Source organism: Niallia laureatilytica, assembly GCF_046613985.1.
In the GTDB taxonomy this organism is placed as follows: Bacteria; Bacillota; Bacilli; order Bacillales; family Cytobacillaceae; genus Niallia.
Genome location: NZ_JBKKHP010000009.1, coordinates 46,876 through 60,074, shown reverse-complemented (window position 1 = coordinate 60,074; position 13,199 = coordinate 46,876). Strand labels below are relative to the sequence as shown.

Genomic DNA, 13,199 nt, shown 5'->3' with positions numbered 1-13,199 from the left:
TTCTCCCCCTTTGGATATACAGTAATGTTTATAATTTCTTTTCTTTAAAAATTTCCAGCAATTCCTTAACAAGCTCCTTCATGGAAAGCGTAGACATTAAGTGGTCTTCTGCATGCATTAGAAGAAGAGCGAATTCCACCTTGTTTCCAGATGCCTCCTGCTGAACAAGCTTAAAGTGAATTTCATGAGCAACACTTAAATCTGCCTCTGCCTGTACAAGCAGCTCGTCTGCTGCTTCCGGGTTACCAGAACGATACTCACGGAGTGCTTCAATGATTTTGCTTCTTGCATTGCCGCTGTGAAGGATAAGCATGAAATTGATTTGTTCTGCCGTTAATGTATTAACATCAATCTTTTCCATTACTTATCACCCATTAAAGCAAGTGCTTGTTCATACGCTTTTTTACCGTCTGCCAAGCCATATGCCATCATGTCGATAACATCTACTTTAATTCCATATTGATCTGCTGCTTTTTGAAGTTCACCCTTCAAGAAGCTCATTTGCGGCCCAATCAAAACTACATCTGCTTCAGCCATATCTTGCTTAGCTTTGTCCTGACCGACAGCCCAAATTTTTGCATCTGCTCCAACTGATTTTGCATGTTCTTCCATCTTTGTAACTAGTAAACTAGTAGACATTCCTGCACTGCAAGCTAGTAATATCTTTTTCATATCGATCATGCTCCTTTATCTTTTATATATTCTATTTCACTAAATCGTTTTCAAAAACCGCTTACATTTATTATTATAATCATTTAATACTATTTGTCTATACATTTAAAAAATAAAATGTAATCATTTTCATTATTTGAAAATAGACAAAAAAAAGATGCCAAGATGGCACCTTCTGTAGTTCTCTTTCTTCCTATTGTATCTGCTGCAGTCCTTTTATCATCACCCGTAAACTTAATAGGAAGTCATCCTTTGACTTCAAACCTTCATTTGGCGAAAGAAAATGGTGATAAATATATGGAGCTTCTTCTTTTGAAATTTCGGCAATAGCTTGGGAGAACTTCTCTTGGATTGCTTCAAATCCAATTTCTTCAAGCAGTCTTTGCTGTTTTTGCTCGTCGAGTACGTATGCCGTCACATATGTATTGATATTGTTAACGGCCTGAAAAATTTTGTCCTCTTGCAAGCCTGCTCGGTGAAAAATGGCGAATGTCCTGTCAATCAGCAGCAACCGCTGCCTTGTTACAGGCAATGTATCCATCATTATTTCTGCTCCATCGGGAACAGACAATAATACTCTCCTTAATTCAAGGGAGAATAACTCAATTTCTTCCTCCCAGCTTTTGCATTCTTCCGGAAATTCAAATTGGCTTGATATGTATTCAGCAAGCAGCTGCAATAGCTCCTGTTTATTTTTTATATACCAATATAAGGCTGGGGCCTTTATTTTCAGCTTAGCTGCAACATTTCGCATCGTCACATGCGATAAGCCGTTTTCATGAAGCAGCTCAAGGGCCGCATCTGTTATCGTTTCTTTGCTGACATTTTTTCTCGTCATGAAAGTCACCTCTTATACTTATATTGTATATTATTTGTGGCAATAATTCTTTACTAACCTATTTAACCATGTTAAACTGCATATTGTTCATTTAACACTGTTAAATAAGAAAAGAGGGTTATACTGTATGTCTTCTAATCAGACAAAATTAGTTCCTGTTATGATTGCTTTAATGCTTGGTATTTTTGTTGCGTCTCTTGACAACACAATCGTAGCCACTAGCATGGGTTCCATTATCGGTGACTTAGGCGGAATGGATAAATATGTTTGGGTTACTTCCGCTTATTTAGTTGCAGAGATGGCAGGTATGCCGATATTCGGGAAATTATCAGATATGTATGGCAGAAAGAAGTTTTTTGTATTTGGAATTCTCCTATTTCTAGCTGGCTCTGTCCTTTGCGGAATGGCAGACTCGATGATACAGCTATGTATTTACAGGGCAATTCAAGGAATTGGCGGAAGCGCCTTGATGCCTATCGCTTTCACTATTATCTGGGATGTCGTGCCTCGTGAGGTCCGCGGTAAAATGAGCGGTATTTTCGGAGCTGTCTTTGGGTTATCGAGCATCGCCGGTCCTTTATTAGGATCCTTTATTACAGAGCAATTCGATTGGCGCTGGATCTTCTTTATTAACATTCCAATCGGAATTATCGCATTAGCATTAATCGTTATTTTTTATAAAGAATCTAAAACACATACGAAACAATTCATTGATTGGTTCGGATTCATATTTTTGCTCGGCTTTACAATAGCTTTAATGTTTGGACTGGAACTAGGCGGAGAATCCTATTCATGGATTTCATGGCAAATCATTTCCCTGTTTTGTCTATCTGCTGTCTGCTTTATCATCTTTCTTGTAGTGGAAAGATTGGCGAAAGATCCGATTTTGCCATTCAACTTATTTAAAGAACGTCTTTATACAACAACTGTATTAACAGGCATGTTTTACGGCGGTGTATTTATGGTCTCAACTATCTATATCCCCCTTTATATCCAAGGAGTAACTGGTGGAACGGCTACCAACTCAGGGCTGCTTCTTTTGCCAATGATGGTAACATCAAGTATTGCAGCAGCACTTGGCGGATCACTTGCCAATAAATTCAGCTATCGATCCATCATGCTTACCTCCGGAATCATCATGGCTGTCGGAACATATTTGTTAAGCACCCTTGAACCAAGCACACCACGCTTAGCTGTTACTATCTATATGATGGTAATTGGACTTGGAGTAGGACCCTCATTCTCGGTGCTTGGAATGGCTGCGCTGCAGAAAGCTTTACCGCAGCAGCGCGGAATTGCCAGCTCGACAAGCAATTTTCTCCGGTCACTTGGCATGACATTGGGAATTACTGTTTTCGGAGTAATTCAAAGAAACAGCTTTACAGACGGACTTCCGGCATCGATGCAGGAAGGAGCAGGCAGCGCAGAAAGCGGAAGTATTCTCTCACCTGAAGCAAGAGCACATATCCCTGCAGATATTCTGAAGCAGATTACAGATGTACTCGCAGACTCAATCAGCACAACTTTCCTGTGGACCTTTGTTCCCCTGCTGCTGTCATTTGTGTTTATCCTGTTCATGAGCAAAGAAAAAATTACCGATTCGAAATTAAATCAACAAGGCTAAAAAGCAGAAAGGGACCACTGTACAGAAACAGTGGTCCTTTTGCTGTTAAATCTTTTTCTCTCTTATTGACACTCGGTGGATATGAATCATGAAGTAGGCAAGCTCATCCTTCGTCATTTTCATGGAATATTCCTTTTCCAAGTAATCGGCAACCTTCATTGTACATTTATATGCTTCGGCATATTGTCTTTTGACTTGGTTATAAAGAGCGTCATTATGCTCATCATTTATTTCTCCGCGCAGCATACGGTAGGCAAAATAGCGCAAATGTGTAACGAACCGGCTGTAATTGACTGATTCCTCATTAAAGTCTATTCCATAATGATATTTAACGATATTCGTCACATCTTTAACGATATTTGTCATCGTTACGGTTTCTTCCAAGCCAGTATTATCTTGCCTTGCATTAAAGATATGCAGTGCGATGGAGGCAACCTCATCTTCCGGGAGCTCCATACCTGTTCTTTCCTTAATCAGTCCAAGAGCAATGCGGGCAACATGATATTCGGCTTTATAAAACTTCTTCACTTCCCACATTAATGCGTTTTTGATGGGGATGTCATTTTTAATTCTCGTAATGGCAAAGTGGATATGATCCGATAACGATAAATACAACGAATCGTTCAGCTCTGTATGCAATTCCCTCTCTGCAAGCTCAATAATGTCTTTTGAAAGTGACATAATCTCATAAGGAATTTCATTTAAAAGCTCAGAAAGCTTGGCCGCGAAGTTTTCCGAAGGCGAGACAAATACCTTTTGCACTTTCTCTTCATCTATTTCATCTCCGACCTTTTTCTGAAATGCAAGTCCCTTGCCCATCACTACCATTTCCGTAGAATTAAGGTCTCTAGTCAAAGCGACGTTATTATTAAATACTTTTAAAATTTTCATTCTAATCACTTTTCCTTCGAATTTTATCATAAAAAAACCCGAACCAAATAAACTCATAGATAAACTGCTTTGCTCCATAAGTTTAGTTGATTCAGGTTTTGCCTGCCTAACAGTAACAATCCTTACTAAACCTATTATAGATGATAACGTTTTCTATTGCAAGAATATTATGCATCAATATTACTAGAAAAAACCGCTTTTTCCCTTCTAAATTATTCCACTAATCATTTAGAAGAACGCAAAAAGAATTTCAAAAAGGTATTTCTTTTGGTGCGTCGAATAAGTTACTTAAAACAATCATTATCCTTAAAAAAAAGCAAAGTGAGGGTTTGTTTTGCTAATAAACGACCAACAAAATAAGCTTATGTTATTTCTAATAGAACACCAGTCTACATTTATCAATGAATGGATTAATATGTCCGTCTTTGAAAACGATGATCCTCATAAGGCGGAAATTGAGAAAAATGCTGTGACGATGTATGGACTTCTCATAAAGGCATTGTCAGATACTTATTCCGAAGCTGAGCTCCAAGAGTTTGCCTATAAGGTTGGCAAACAACGGCTTGAAGCCGGCATTAATATTGGCGATTTCATCTTTAACGTAAATACAGGCAGAAGCATTCTGATTAAATATTGCTTTCAAGCACAGCTGCCGCACCATGAATTAGAATCTTTCGTCAACAATCTAAACAGTCTATTTGATTCTTTCTGCTATCATGCAGTGAAAAGGTACACCCAGCTAAAAAATCGGGAACTGCATACGAAAACTAAATATATCAATGAAAACCATATGGATAAGCTTGCGATTCTTGGACAAATTTCCTCCAGCTTTGTTCATGAATTTAGAAACCCCCTTACAGCCATAATCGGGTTCAATAAAATCTTGCGCGATGAATACCCTGATTTAAAATACTTGGATATTATTCAACATGAACTGAACGAATTGAATTTCAGAATTACACAATTTCTTCATACCTCCAAAACGGAAATCGTTAAAAAAGGGAAGGAGAATGTTGCGATTGATCTGCTTTTTGATAATTTAAAGCAGCTTTGCTATGCGAGCACAGTTGATAACAAAATTAATCTGACAATCGATAAAGCGAAGCCGCTCTTCCTTTATACGTTTAAAGACGAATTAAAACAGGTGTTGCTCAACCTGATAATGAATTCAATTGATGCATTAAAGCAAAGGTCCTCCAGCAGAGAATTAAGGATAAGCACCACAAAGAATGCTAAAGAAGTAATCTTTGTTATTTCCAATAATGGCCCGATGATTGAAGAGGAAAACACAAAGACTATTTTCGAACCGTTCTACACAACAAAAGAGCTTGGGACAGGGATTGGCTTATTCGTCTGTAAACAAATTATTGAAAAAATCGGCGGCACTATTTATTGTAAGTCTGACGAGAATTGGACCTCTTTTTTCATTCATCATCCGATATCATCTTAAAGTAAGAAGCAAAAAAGTGTGCAGAGACTCTGCACACTCTTCTTTTATTATTTGTAGAATTTCACACGATCTTCTAATGGCTTGAATTCTTTTTCACCTGGTTGTGCAGTTGGTTTACCGAATGGCATTTGAGCGATAAGCTTCCATGTAGAAGGAATATTCCACTCTGCTGCAACAGCTTCGTCAATCAATGGGTTGTAGTGCTGCAAGGATGCACCAAATCCAACCTCTTCAAGCGCTGTCCAAATTACTAATTGATGCATTGCATTTGTTTGGTTTGCCCATACTGGGAAGTTTTCTGCATACAATTCAAATGCTTTTTGCAAGCCTTCAATAACTTCTTGGTCTTCGAAGAACAATACTGTTCCGTAGCCAGCCTTAAAGCTGTTCAGCTTTTCTTCTGTTGATGCAAAGTTCTCTGCAGGTACAATTTTCTTTAGCTCTGCTGCTGTAATATCCCAAACTTTATCATGATTATCGTTTAAAAGAACAACCACTCTTGTGCTTTGAGAATTGAAAGAAGAAGGAGTATGAAGTACTGCTTCATTCACAATTTGTTGAATTTTTTCATCAGATACAACCTGTTCTTTGCTGATTGCATAATAAGAACGGCGGTTTTTAATTGTTTCTAAAATACTCATTTTGATTACCCTCCAAAAGTTATTTCGTTATCCTACCTTTAACTATGTAAATGTAAATAACGGTTATCATTCATAATTACTCAGCGAGATATCTCAACATAACATATCTCTACTTCAAGATAAAATTATTATAACACTCTAGAAAATAATGTCAACTTTTTCTTCTTACAGACAGAAAAAACCTGAAAAAATTTTTCTTTCAGGTTTTTTACTCCCTTAAAAGTCTATTTCTGCCAACAGTTCATAAGATCTCACCTTATCTTCAAACTTGTAAACATTAGTCAAAACCATAAATTCCTCTGTGTTATAAAGCTCACTAAGACGAAGAAGCTCTGACCGAACAGTTTCTTTAGTACCGATAATCATTCTCCGGCGATTTTCCTTTATCGCTTTTTTATCGTCTGGTGACAGAACTTTGCGGTTAACCTGTTCCGGACTGAGAATTTCTGCATTCGCTTCCCCTTTACCAAGTGCCAGCAGCCATATATCTAGACTCGCAGCCATTTGTTCTGCTTTTTCAGTAGTATCTGCACATATAACAAAAGTGCAAATATTGGCTTTCGGCTTGCTTGCATGAACAGACGGCTGAAAATATTTGTAATAATAATCCATTGCCCTTCTTCCATTCAATGGTGCAATGAAATGACCAAAGGTAAAAGCTAACCCCAGTTCTGCTGCTAGTCTTGCACCGCGATGGGACACTCCAAGCATCCACATTTCAGGAAAGCTTTCATGAACAGGGTAAGCAGTAACAGTATGCTTATCCTGTTGATTGCCAACAATGAATTTCTGCAAATCCTGCACTTGCCTTGGGAATTCATTTAAGCTTTTCCGAATGCCATCCGTTAAGGCTAGCCGTGTCTCAGGAGATCCTCCTGGGGACCTGCCAATTCCTAAATCGATACGATTTGGATACAAAGCTTCGAGCACCTTAAAGTTCTCTGCTACTTTATAAGGACTGTATTGGGGCAGCAGTACACCGCCTGAGCCTACTTTAATGCGCTTTGTCTTTGCGGCTATATGGGAAATCAGCACTTCTGGTGAGGTGCCTGCAATGCCGTTCGCATTATGATGCTCTGCCACCCAAAAACGTTCAAATCCTAGTTCTTCCGTTATTTGTGCTAATGCTGCTGTATTCTTTAAGGCAGTATGAGCTGTCGACCCACTGCTGATCACGGATTGATCTAATACACTTAATCTCAATCTCCCTGCTCCTCCGATCAACTTTTATTTGCTTCTATTATTATAAACTGATTTGCAGGGATATACTTAAAACGTGCTCATGTAAAAAAAACCCTTAAGCAAGCCTGCTTAAAGGTTTAAACTTTTTCTTATTTCTTTTCGACCGCATGCCCGCCGAACTCATTGCGAAGTGCCGCTACAACTTTACCTGTAAATGTATCGTTCTCAAGTGAACGGTAGCGCATTAGAAGCGACATGGCAATAACAGGAGTTGCTGCTTGTAAATCAAGTGCTGTTTCAACTGTCCATTTTCCTTCTCCTGAAGAATGCATAATCCCTTTAATCTCATCTAATTTAGCATCTTTAGAGAATGCATTCTCTGTCAATTCCATCAGCCATGAGCGAATAACAGAACCGTTGTTCCAAACCTTTGCAACCTTTTCATAATCGTAGTCGAATTCACTTTTCTCCAGTACTTCAAATCCTTCTCCGATAGCTGCCATCATGCCGTATTCAATTCCATTATGGACCATTTTCAAGAAGTGTCCGCTGCCGGCTTTACCAGCAAAGAAATAGCCATTTTCAACAGCAGTATCACGGAATATCGGTTCAACTACATCCCATGCAGCTTGATCGCCGCCAATCATGTAGCATGCGCCGTTTCTTGCTCCTGCCATACCGCCGGATGTACCAACATCCATAAAGTGCACACCAAATTCCTTCAGCTCATTATATCTGCGGATTGATTCTTTGTAATGGGAATTTCCAGCCTCAATTACAATATCTCCTTTAGCTAATAATGGAGCCATCTCACCTATTACAGAATCGACCACATTATGAGGTACCATAATCCAAAGCACTCTCGGTGTTTCCAATGATTGAACAAGCTCTGTTAAGCTAGTCGTTCCATCCGCACCATATTCCTTCATTTCGGATACAGCGCTTGGATTTAAATCGAAGGCTGAAACTTGATGTTTATTATCCAATAAATTTTTCCCTAAATTTAGACCCATCTTCCCTAAACCAATTAAACCAACTTTCATTATTAAACCCCTCCTGATTAACTGTGAAAAAAATGTATTATTACGAAGCCTAACATATTGGCAATGTTTGAAACCTTATACGAACAATGTGAGACAGTTGATAATACCTATATCATGTTCCAATTCCAATGCCGCTATGTTATGTCATCGAAACTAATTTACTTAAGCTTTCCGGCTTGCTGTCCAACCACCATTTATATCCATTTTCGGCAAGCAGTTTATCAGATGCTTCTGGTCCATTTGAGCCAGCTGGATAGAAATGAAGCGGAACCTCATTTTGTTCAAATGCATCTAAAATCGGCTGTACCCATTCCCAAGATAATTCCACTTCATTCCAATGAGCAAAGAAAGTAGAATCTCCCTTAATTGCATCAAAAATCAACCGTTCATATGCCTCTGGAACGTCTTTTGGAACATCTGAGAGATCAATTTCAACCTGATCCATTTTTCCATTTTCGAATGGGCTCTTGCTGTTAAGTGTTAATTTAATATTTTCATTCGGGCTGATTTCAATAATCAACAAATTAGGTGCAACTTGATCCTTTTTCTCTTCATAGAGATTTTTAAGGGTATCCTTGAATTCAATGACAATACGGGTTGATTTTTCCTGCATCTTCTTCCCTGTTCTAATATAGAATGGGACCCCTTCCCACATCTCATTGTCAATCCAAATCCGCGCTGCTATAAATGTATCTGTATGAGAATTTTCTTTAATATTCGGCTCATCTCGATAGCTCACAGAAGCTTGGCCATTCACTTCGCCACTGCTGTATTGTCCCCTGACAATATTTTCGGCAATATCCTCTCCCTTGACTGGACGAAGAGCTTCCATTACTTTTCGCTTCTCTGCACGAATTTGCTCTGGACCTACCTTTTCTGGAGTATGCATAGCAGTCATCATCAGCATTTGCAGCATATGGTTTTGCACCATATCACGAAGAGCACCGACATGATCGTAATAGCCAGCCCTTTCTTCTACTCCTACCATCTCACTTGCTGTTATTTGGACATTTGCAATATGCTGTTTATTCCATAATGCCTGCAAAACAGGATTCGCAAATTCCAATGCTTCAAGATTTTGAACCATAGGCTTCCCTAAATAATGGTCAATGCGATAGATTTCTTCCTCTTGGAATGCTTTACTCAATCTCTCATTCAACTCTCTAGCTGACGCAAGGTCATGACCGAATGGCTTTTCAATAATCAATTTCTTCCATCCAGCCGTATTACCCAAACCGCTTTCCTTCAGGTTTAAGGCGATGAGATCAAAGAACTCTGGCCCAACAGACAGATAGAACATGCGATTTTGTGGTATGTTCAGTTCAGCTTCCCGCTTTTCCACCTTTTCCAACAGTGTTTGATAATCCTCTATTTTCGTTGCATCCAGGATGCTGTAACGGAAGCTTTCAATAAATGCCTCCAATTGTTCTTCGTCCGCAGCTTTTCTTCTCGAAAAAGTTTCGATTGAGTTTCGCACATGCTCTTGGAAAGTAGCATCCGTGAATTCTTTTCTTCCTAATCCGAAAACGGAGATGGCCTGCGGCAGCTTATTGTCTAAATATAAATTGAAAAGTGCAGGATATATTTTTCTCTTCGCAAGATCACCTGTCGCACCAAACAACACAAATGTCATTGATTCCATCACTTAAACCTCCATATCTAAAACCATTGATTGGTTATATGAGTTACTTTTTATTACCTTAGTTATTTATCATAACAATAATAAGCCTGTTAGTTTTTCATGTCAATTACAACAACTTCGCTACGCGAAGTATTTTCCCCAAACGGACACTTCCTCATTCTTGGTAAGATATTGCTTACTTATCAAGTATTATTAACAAATAATTCCCATTAGAAATTAAAGGAAGTTTTTTTACGGCAAAATGAAGCTGCTTTCTAACATAGTTTCCGTTTAAGTCACTTTTTTAATAATGGTTATTAATAGTAACAATTTATGTACAATATAAAAGAACGGCTTTTAGGAGCCGCTCTAATCATTATTTGTCTTTACTCTTAACTTTAAATTTATTTACCTCTGCAGTTAATTCTTCTGCGAGCATTTGCAAGTCTTTTGAAGAGGCAGCAATCAGCTCTGTGGATGCTAGCTGTTCTTGACCTGAAGCAGATATTTCTTCTGTATTAGCAGCAAATTCCTCGGCTGTGTCCGTCATCTGCTGGATTTGCTCTGAAATACCTCTCGATTTGCTATTTATTGAATTTATATGAGCAGCTGTCTGCTTGAAGTTATGAACAATCCCGTCATAGGTGATTTTAATGTTAGTGAATGCTTCTTCCGTTATCTTTAATGCATCTTTTTGCTCATCAATTAAAGTATGTGCTTTATTAATATGTGAAACAGCTTCGTTTGTTTTTTCTGTTGTATCATGAATAATACCTGTAATTTCCTTCGCTGCTCTTGAGGATTCCTCGGCTAGATTTCTGATTTCCTCGGCTACTACACCAAACCCTCTGCCAGCTTCTCCTGCTCTTGCTGCTTCAATGGCTGCATTCAGTGCAAGCAAGTTCGTCTGTTCCGCAATATTCCTAATGACTGCTACGAAATTGCCAACTTGTCCAATCATTGTGCTTAATTCATGGATAGAGGATGTTGCTTCTGCTGACACAGAGATATTTTCATCCATCTTATTGCCTTGCAGTTCAACAGTGTTTTGACCTTCGACAATTGAATCAATGGATGCTGCTGCCTTATCGGCACCTGCAGAAGCCTCCGTCGTTATAGTTTCCATCAGACCGACCACCTCAAGCAATGTCGAGTTCACTTCACTTATTGTTTGAGCTTGACTATTGTTTCCAACTGCAATTTCTTCAATAGTTGCCACTACTTGATTAATATTTCTCGCATTTTCCTCTGTGTTTTTCGTAAGACTGCTCGAATGAGCTGCAACTGTTGACGAAACATACTTCAATTGAGTTGCCATTGACTTTAGCGAATTTCTGGTTTCAAGCAGGGCTCTTGCCATTTCTCCGGTTTCATCCTTTGATGCAAGTGTACGGCCAAAAATACTTTCATCCTCACTCAATTCAAGCTCTGATGTTTTTTGGGCTATTTCTGTCAGTTGGACAATTGGCTTCGAAATCAATTTCCCTAAGAAGTAAGACAAGATAACACCAAGCACGATAGAAACGGCAAGTCCTATGAGTACTTGCGTTGGCGGCAAATGGCTAAGCAGCCCGCTTTGCGCTTGCTCAGCACCTGTTCCCTCTGTATTGCTTCCTTGGCTGCTGCTCATAAAGAGTGAGGCACAAACATTGATCGCTGCCACAAACATCGAATTAATTAATGATAATATAATAATTTTTGTAGATATCTTTTTCACAGTAATTTCCCCTAATCTTTTTATTGTCAGTTTGTTATAGGACTTACTATAGAAGAGAAATCTTAAAATTCCCTTAAGCTAGTTATAAACTCCTGAATAAAAAGACCTACAACTAACTTTTTTTCTTATAATCCTGTTTTTTTGTTATAGTTAATGAAATAAACTTTTTAATAGCTTAATACAGGAGGGTAACAAATCGTGATAAGACCTATTCAAGAAAAGGATTTGCCCCAGATTCTAAACATCTATAATGATGCAATCCTTAATACAACTGCAGTGTATACATATAAACCAGATACTTTAGAAAACAGACGCATATGGTACGAACAAAAGATGAAAGACGGCTATCCGGTGATTGTGTATGAACTTGACGATAAGGCAGTTGGTTTCGCAACCTTTGGACCATTCCGAGCTTGGCCTGCTTATAAGTACTCTATCGAACATTCGGTATATGTTGACAATAATTATCGAAGAAAGGGTATTGGCGCAGCACTATTGAAGGAGATTATCTCAATTGCTACTGAAAAGGAATATGCCACATTGATTGCGGGTATAGATGCAGCGAACGAGAAAAGCATAGCATTGCATGAGCATTTCGGTTTTGTCCACTCAGGCACGATTGAGAAAGCTGGTTTTAAATTCGATAGATGGCTGGATCTTGCTTTCTATCAATTACACCTGCCAGGACCAAATAATCCAGTCGGCGAATAAGACATAATAACAGGCTTTTAGGATAAAAATTCTTAAATGGAGGTTAAGTCCATGTTAATAGGTCATATTGAAGAAATTGTCCGTCATCCTGTCAAATCCTTTCGTGGCGAAAGTGTACAAGCAACAAATGTGATGGAATACGGCTTGTATGGGGACAGGAGTCACACTTTTAGAGATGACACAAGAAACGACAAATATTTAACCATCACGCAATTTCCAGAGATGGTCCGTTATGCAGCCAAATTTGCAGGCGTGGAATCGACTCAAGAGTACCCAAAAGTGGAAATAACAACACCTGAAGGAAAAGTGTTGGAATGGGGAGACCCAGCTCTTCTCTCTGAACTGGAGGAGAAATCCAAACGAAAGGTTTCTTTTTTATCCTATACACCTGAGAATGTCCCACTAGGAGCCATTGAAGAGGAGCATATTCAGCTTGTGACAGACGCCTCCCTTGATAAACTCCATGAGCTATGGGGAGAATCAGTTGATCAGCGCCGCTTCCGTCCTAATCTTGTACTTTCTTTGAAGGACAAGATTCCGTTCATTGAAGAAAGCTGGTTCGGCAAACAGATAAAAATCGGCTCCGAGGTCGTACTGAGATTGAACAGGCATTGTGAAAGATGCATGATTATTACTGTGGACCCTGACAGTTCAGAAAAAGCTCCTTCTCTTCTTAAAACCGTTTATAAGGAAAGAAAAAATAATTTTGGCATCTATGCTTCTGTAATTAAAACAGGAAAAATTCATGTTGGAGATGAAATATATTTGGTTGATTGAAGGCTAACAAACTGCATCTATCTAAAAGATGC

At 38.7% G+C, this 13,199-nt stretch carries 13 protein-coding genes; 4 read left to right on the top strand and 9 right to left on the bottom strand.

Translation table 11 applies throughout. The annotated features are described in order from the left end of the window. Positions 1-28: 28 nt before the first annotated feature. The 3 genes from ACLIJJ_RS19530 to ACLIJJ_RS19520 form a co-directional block, all read right to left on the bottom strand. Positions 29-361 carry a PTS sugar transporter subunit IIA gene (locus ACLIJJ_RS19530; protein WP_233316570.1) on the bottom strand — a complete coding sequence of 111 codons (333 nt, stop codon included), beginning with the start codon at positions 359-361 and terminating at the stop codon, positions 29-31. Further along, positions 361-672, bottom strand: coding sequence for a PTS sugar transporter subunit IIB (locus ACLIJJ_RS19525; protein ID WP_233316571.1), 312 nt, complete (start codon positions 670-672; stop codon positions 361-363). The genes ACLIJJ_RS19530 and ACLIJJ_RS19525 overlap by 1 nt, the downstream gene beginning before the upstream one ends. A gap of 193 nt (positions 673-865) precedes the next feature. Beyond that, on the bottom strand, positions 866-1,510 hold the full coding sequence (locus ACLIJJ_RS19520; RefSeq protein WP_233316572.1) for a TetR/AcrR family transcriptional regulator C-terminal domain-containing protein: 645 nt from the start codon (positions 1,508-1,510) through the stop codon (positions 866-868). 127 nt (positions 1,511-1,637) lie between these two features. Here ACLIJJ_RS19520 and ACLIJJ_RS19515 point away from each other — a divergent pair, with 127 nt between their 5' ends. Then, complete coding sequence (locus ACLIJJ_RS19515) at positions 1,638-3,134, top strand: MDR family MFS transporter (RefSeq protein ID WP_411411495.1); 1,497 nt, start codon at positions 1,638-1,640, stop codon at positions 3,132-3,134. Between the two features lie 45 nt (positions 3,135-3,179). Here the strand turns inward: ACLIJJ_RS19515 and licT are convergent, their stop codons facing one another. Further along, the gene (licT, locus tag ACLIJJ_RS19510; protein WP_233316574.1) at positions 3,180-4,025 is read right to left on the bottom strand and encodes a BglG family transcription antiterminator LicT; all 846 of its coding nucleotides are present in this window, start codon (positions 4,023-4,025) and stop codon (positions 3,180-3,182) included. A gap of 364 nt (positions 4,026-4,389) precedes the next feature. On the opposite strand from licT, the gene ACLIJJ_RS19505 reads away from it, so the two are divergent. Next, positions 4,390-5,475, top strand: a complete 1,086-nt coding sequence (locus tag ACLIJJ_RS19505) for a histidine kinase N-terminal domain-containing protein (protein ID WP_411411494.1) — start codon at positions 4,390-4,392, stop codon at positions 5,473-5,475. 47 nt (positions 5,476-5,522) lie between these two features. Here the strand turns inward: ACLIJJ_RS19505 and ACLIJJ_RS19500 are convergent, their stop codons facing one another. The 5 genes from ACLIJJ_RS19500 to ACLIJJ_RS19480 all read right to left on the bottom strand — a co-directional run bounded on the left by ACLIJJ_RS19500 (position 5,523) and on the right by ACLIJJ_RS19480 (position 11,679). After that, entirely contained in the window at positions 5,523-6,116 is a 594-nt protein-coding gene (locus tag ACLIJJ_RS19500) for a nitroreductase family protein (RefSeq protein WP_233316576.1), read from the bottom strand. Positions 6,117-6,332: 216 nt separating this feature from the next. Next, complete coding sequence (locus tag ACLIJJ_RS19495) at positions 6,333-7,319, bottom strand: LLM class flavin-dependent oxidoreductase (RefSeq protein ID WP_411411493.1); 987 nt, start codon at positions 7,317-7,319, stop codon at positions 6,333-6,335. 128 nt (positions 7,320-7,447) lie between these two features. Further along, the gene (gnd, locus tag ACLIJJ_RS19490) at positions 7,448-8,341 is read right to left on the bottom strand and encodes a phosphogluconate dehydrogenase (NAD(+)-dependent, decarboxylating) (RefSeq protein WP_233316578.1); all 894 of its coding nucleotides are present in this window, start codon (positions 8,339-8,341) and stop codon (positions 7,448-7,450) included. 139 nt (positions 8,342-8,480) lie between these two features. Then, positions 8,481-9,983: a glucose-6-phosphate dehydrogenase gene (gene zwf, locus ACLIJJ_RS19485; RefSeq protein ID WP_233316579.1), complete on the bottom strand. Its 1,503-nt coding sequence runs from the start codon at positions 9,981-9,983 to the stop codon at positions 8,481-8,483. A gap of 355 nt (positions 9,984-10,338) precedes the next feature. Then, the gene (locus ACLIJJ_RS19480) at positions 10,339-11,679 is read right to left on the bottom strand and encodes a methyl-accepting chemotaxis protein (protein WP_411411492.1); all 1,341 of its coding nucleotides are present in this window, start codon (positions 11,677-11,679) and stop codon (positions 10,339-10,341) included. Between the two features lie 198 nt (positions 11,680-11,877). Between ACLIJJ_RS19480 and ACLIJJ_RS19475 the strand changes: the two genes are divergently transcribed. Further along, positions 11,878-12,390: a GNAT family N-acetyltransferase gene (locus ACLIJJ_RS19475; RefSeq protein WP_237941879.1), complete on the top strand. Its 513-nt coding sequence runs from the start codon at positions 11,878-11,880 to the stop codon at positions 12,388-12,390. 51 nt (positions 12,391-12,441) lie between these two features. After that, on the top strand, positions 12,442-13,167 hold the full coding sequence (locus ACLIJJ_RS19470; RefSeq protein ID WP_237941880.1) for an MOSC domain-containing protein: 726 nt from the start codon (positions 12,442-12,444) through the stop codon (positions 13,165-13,167). Positions 13,168-13,199 lie beyond the last annotated feature (32 nt).

Bases quoted from the DNA above. Each gene is read 5' to 3' on its own strand.
- ACLIJJ_RS19525 (WP_233316571.1), bottom strand. From the start codon at position 672: ATGAAAAAGATATTACTAGCTTGCAGTGCAGGAATGTCTACTAGTTTA.
- ACLIJJ_RS19505 (WP_411411494.1), top strand. From the start codon at position 4,390: ATGTTATTTCTAATAGAACACCAGTCTACATTTATCAATGAATGGATT.
- ACLIJJ_RS19515 (WP_411411495.1), top strand. From the start codon at position 1,638: ATGTCTTCTAATCAGACAAAATTAGTTCCTGTTATGATTGCTTTAATG.
- ACLIJJ_RS19470 (WP_237941880.1), top strand. From the start codon at position 12,442: ATGTTAATAGGTCATATTGAAGAAATTGTCCGTCATCCTGTCAAATCC.
- ACLIJJ_RS19520 (WP_233316572.1), bottom strand. From the start codon at position 1,510: ATGACGAGAAAAAATGTCAGCAAAGAAACGATAACAGATGCGGCCCTT.
- ACLIJJ_RS19530 (WP_233316570.1), bottom strand. From the start codon at position 361: ATGGAAAAGATTGATGTTAATACATTAACGGCAGAACAAATCAATTTC.
- gnd (WP_233316578.1), bottom strand. From the start codon at position 8,341: ATGAAAGTTGGTTTAATTGGTTTAGGGAAGATGGGTCTAAATTTAGGG.
- licT (WP_233316574.1), bottom strand. From the start codon at position 4,025: ATGAAAATTTTAAAAGTATTTAATAATAACGTCGCTTTGACTAGAGAC.
- zwf (WP_233316579.1), bottom strand. From the start codon at position 9,983: ATGGAATCAATGACATTTGTGTTGTTTGGTGCGACAGGTGATCTTGCG.
- ACLIJJ_RS19500 (WP_233316576.1), bottom strand. From the start codon at position 6,116: ATGAGTATTTTAGAAACAATTAAAAACCGCCGTTCTTATTATGCAATC.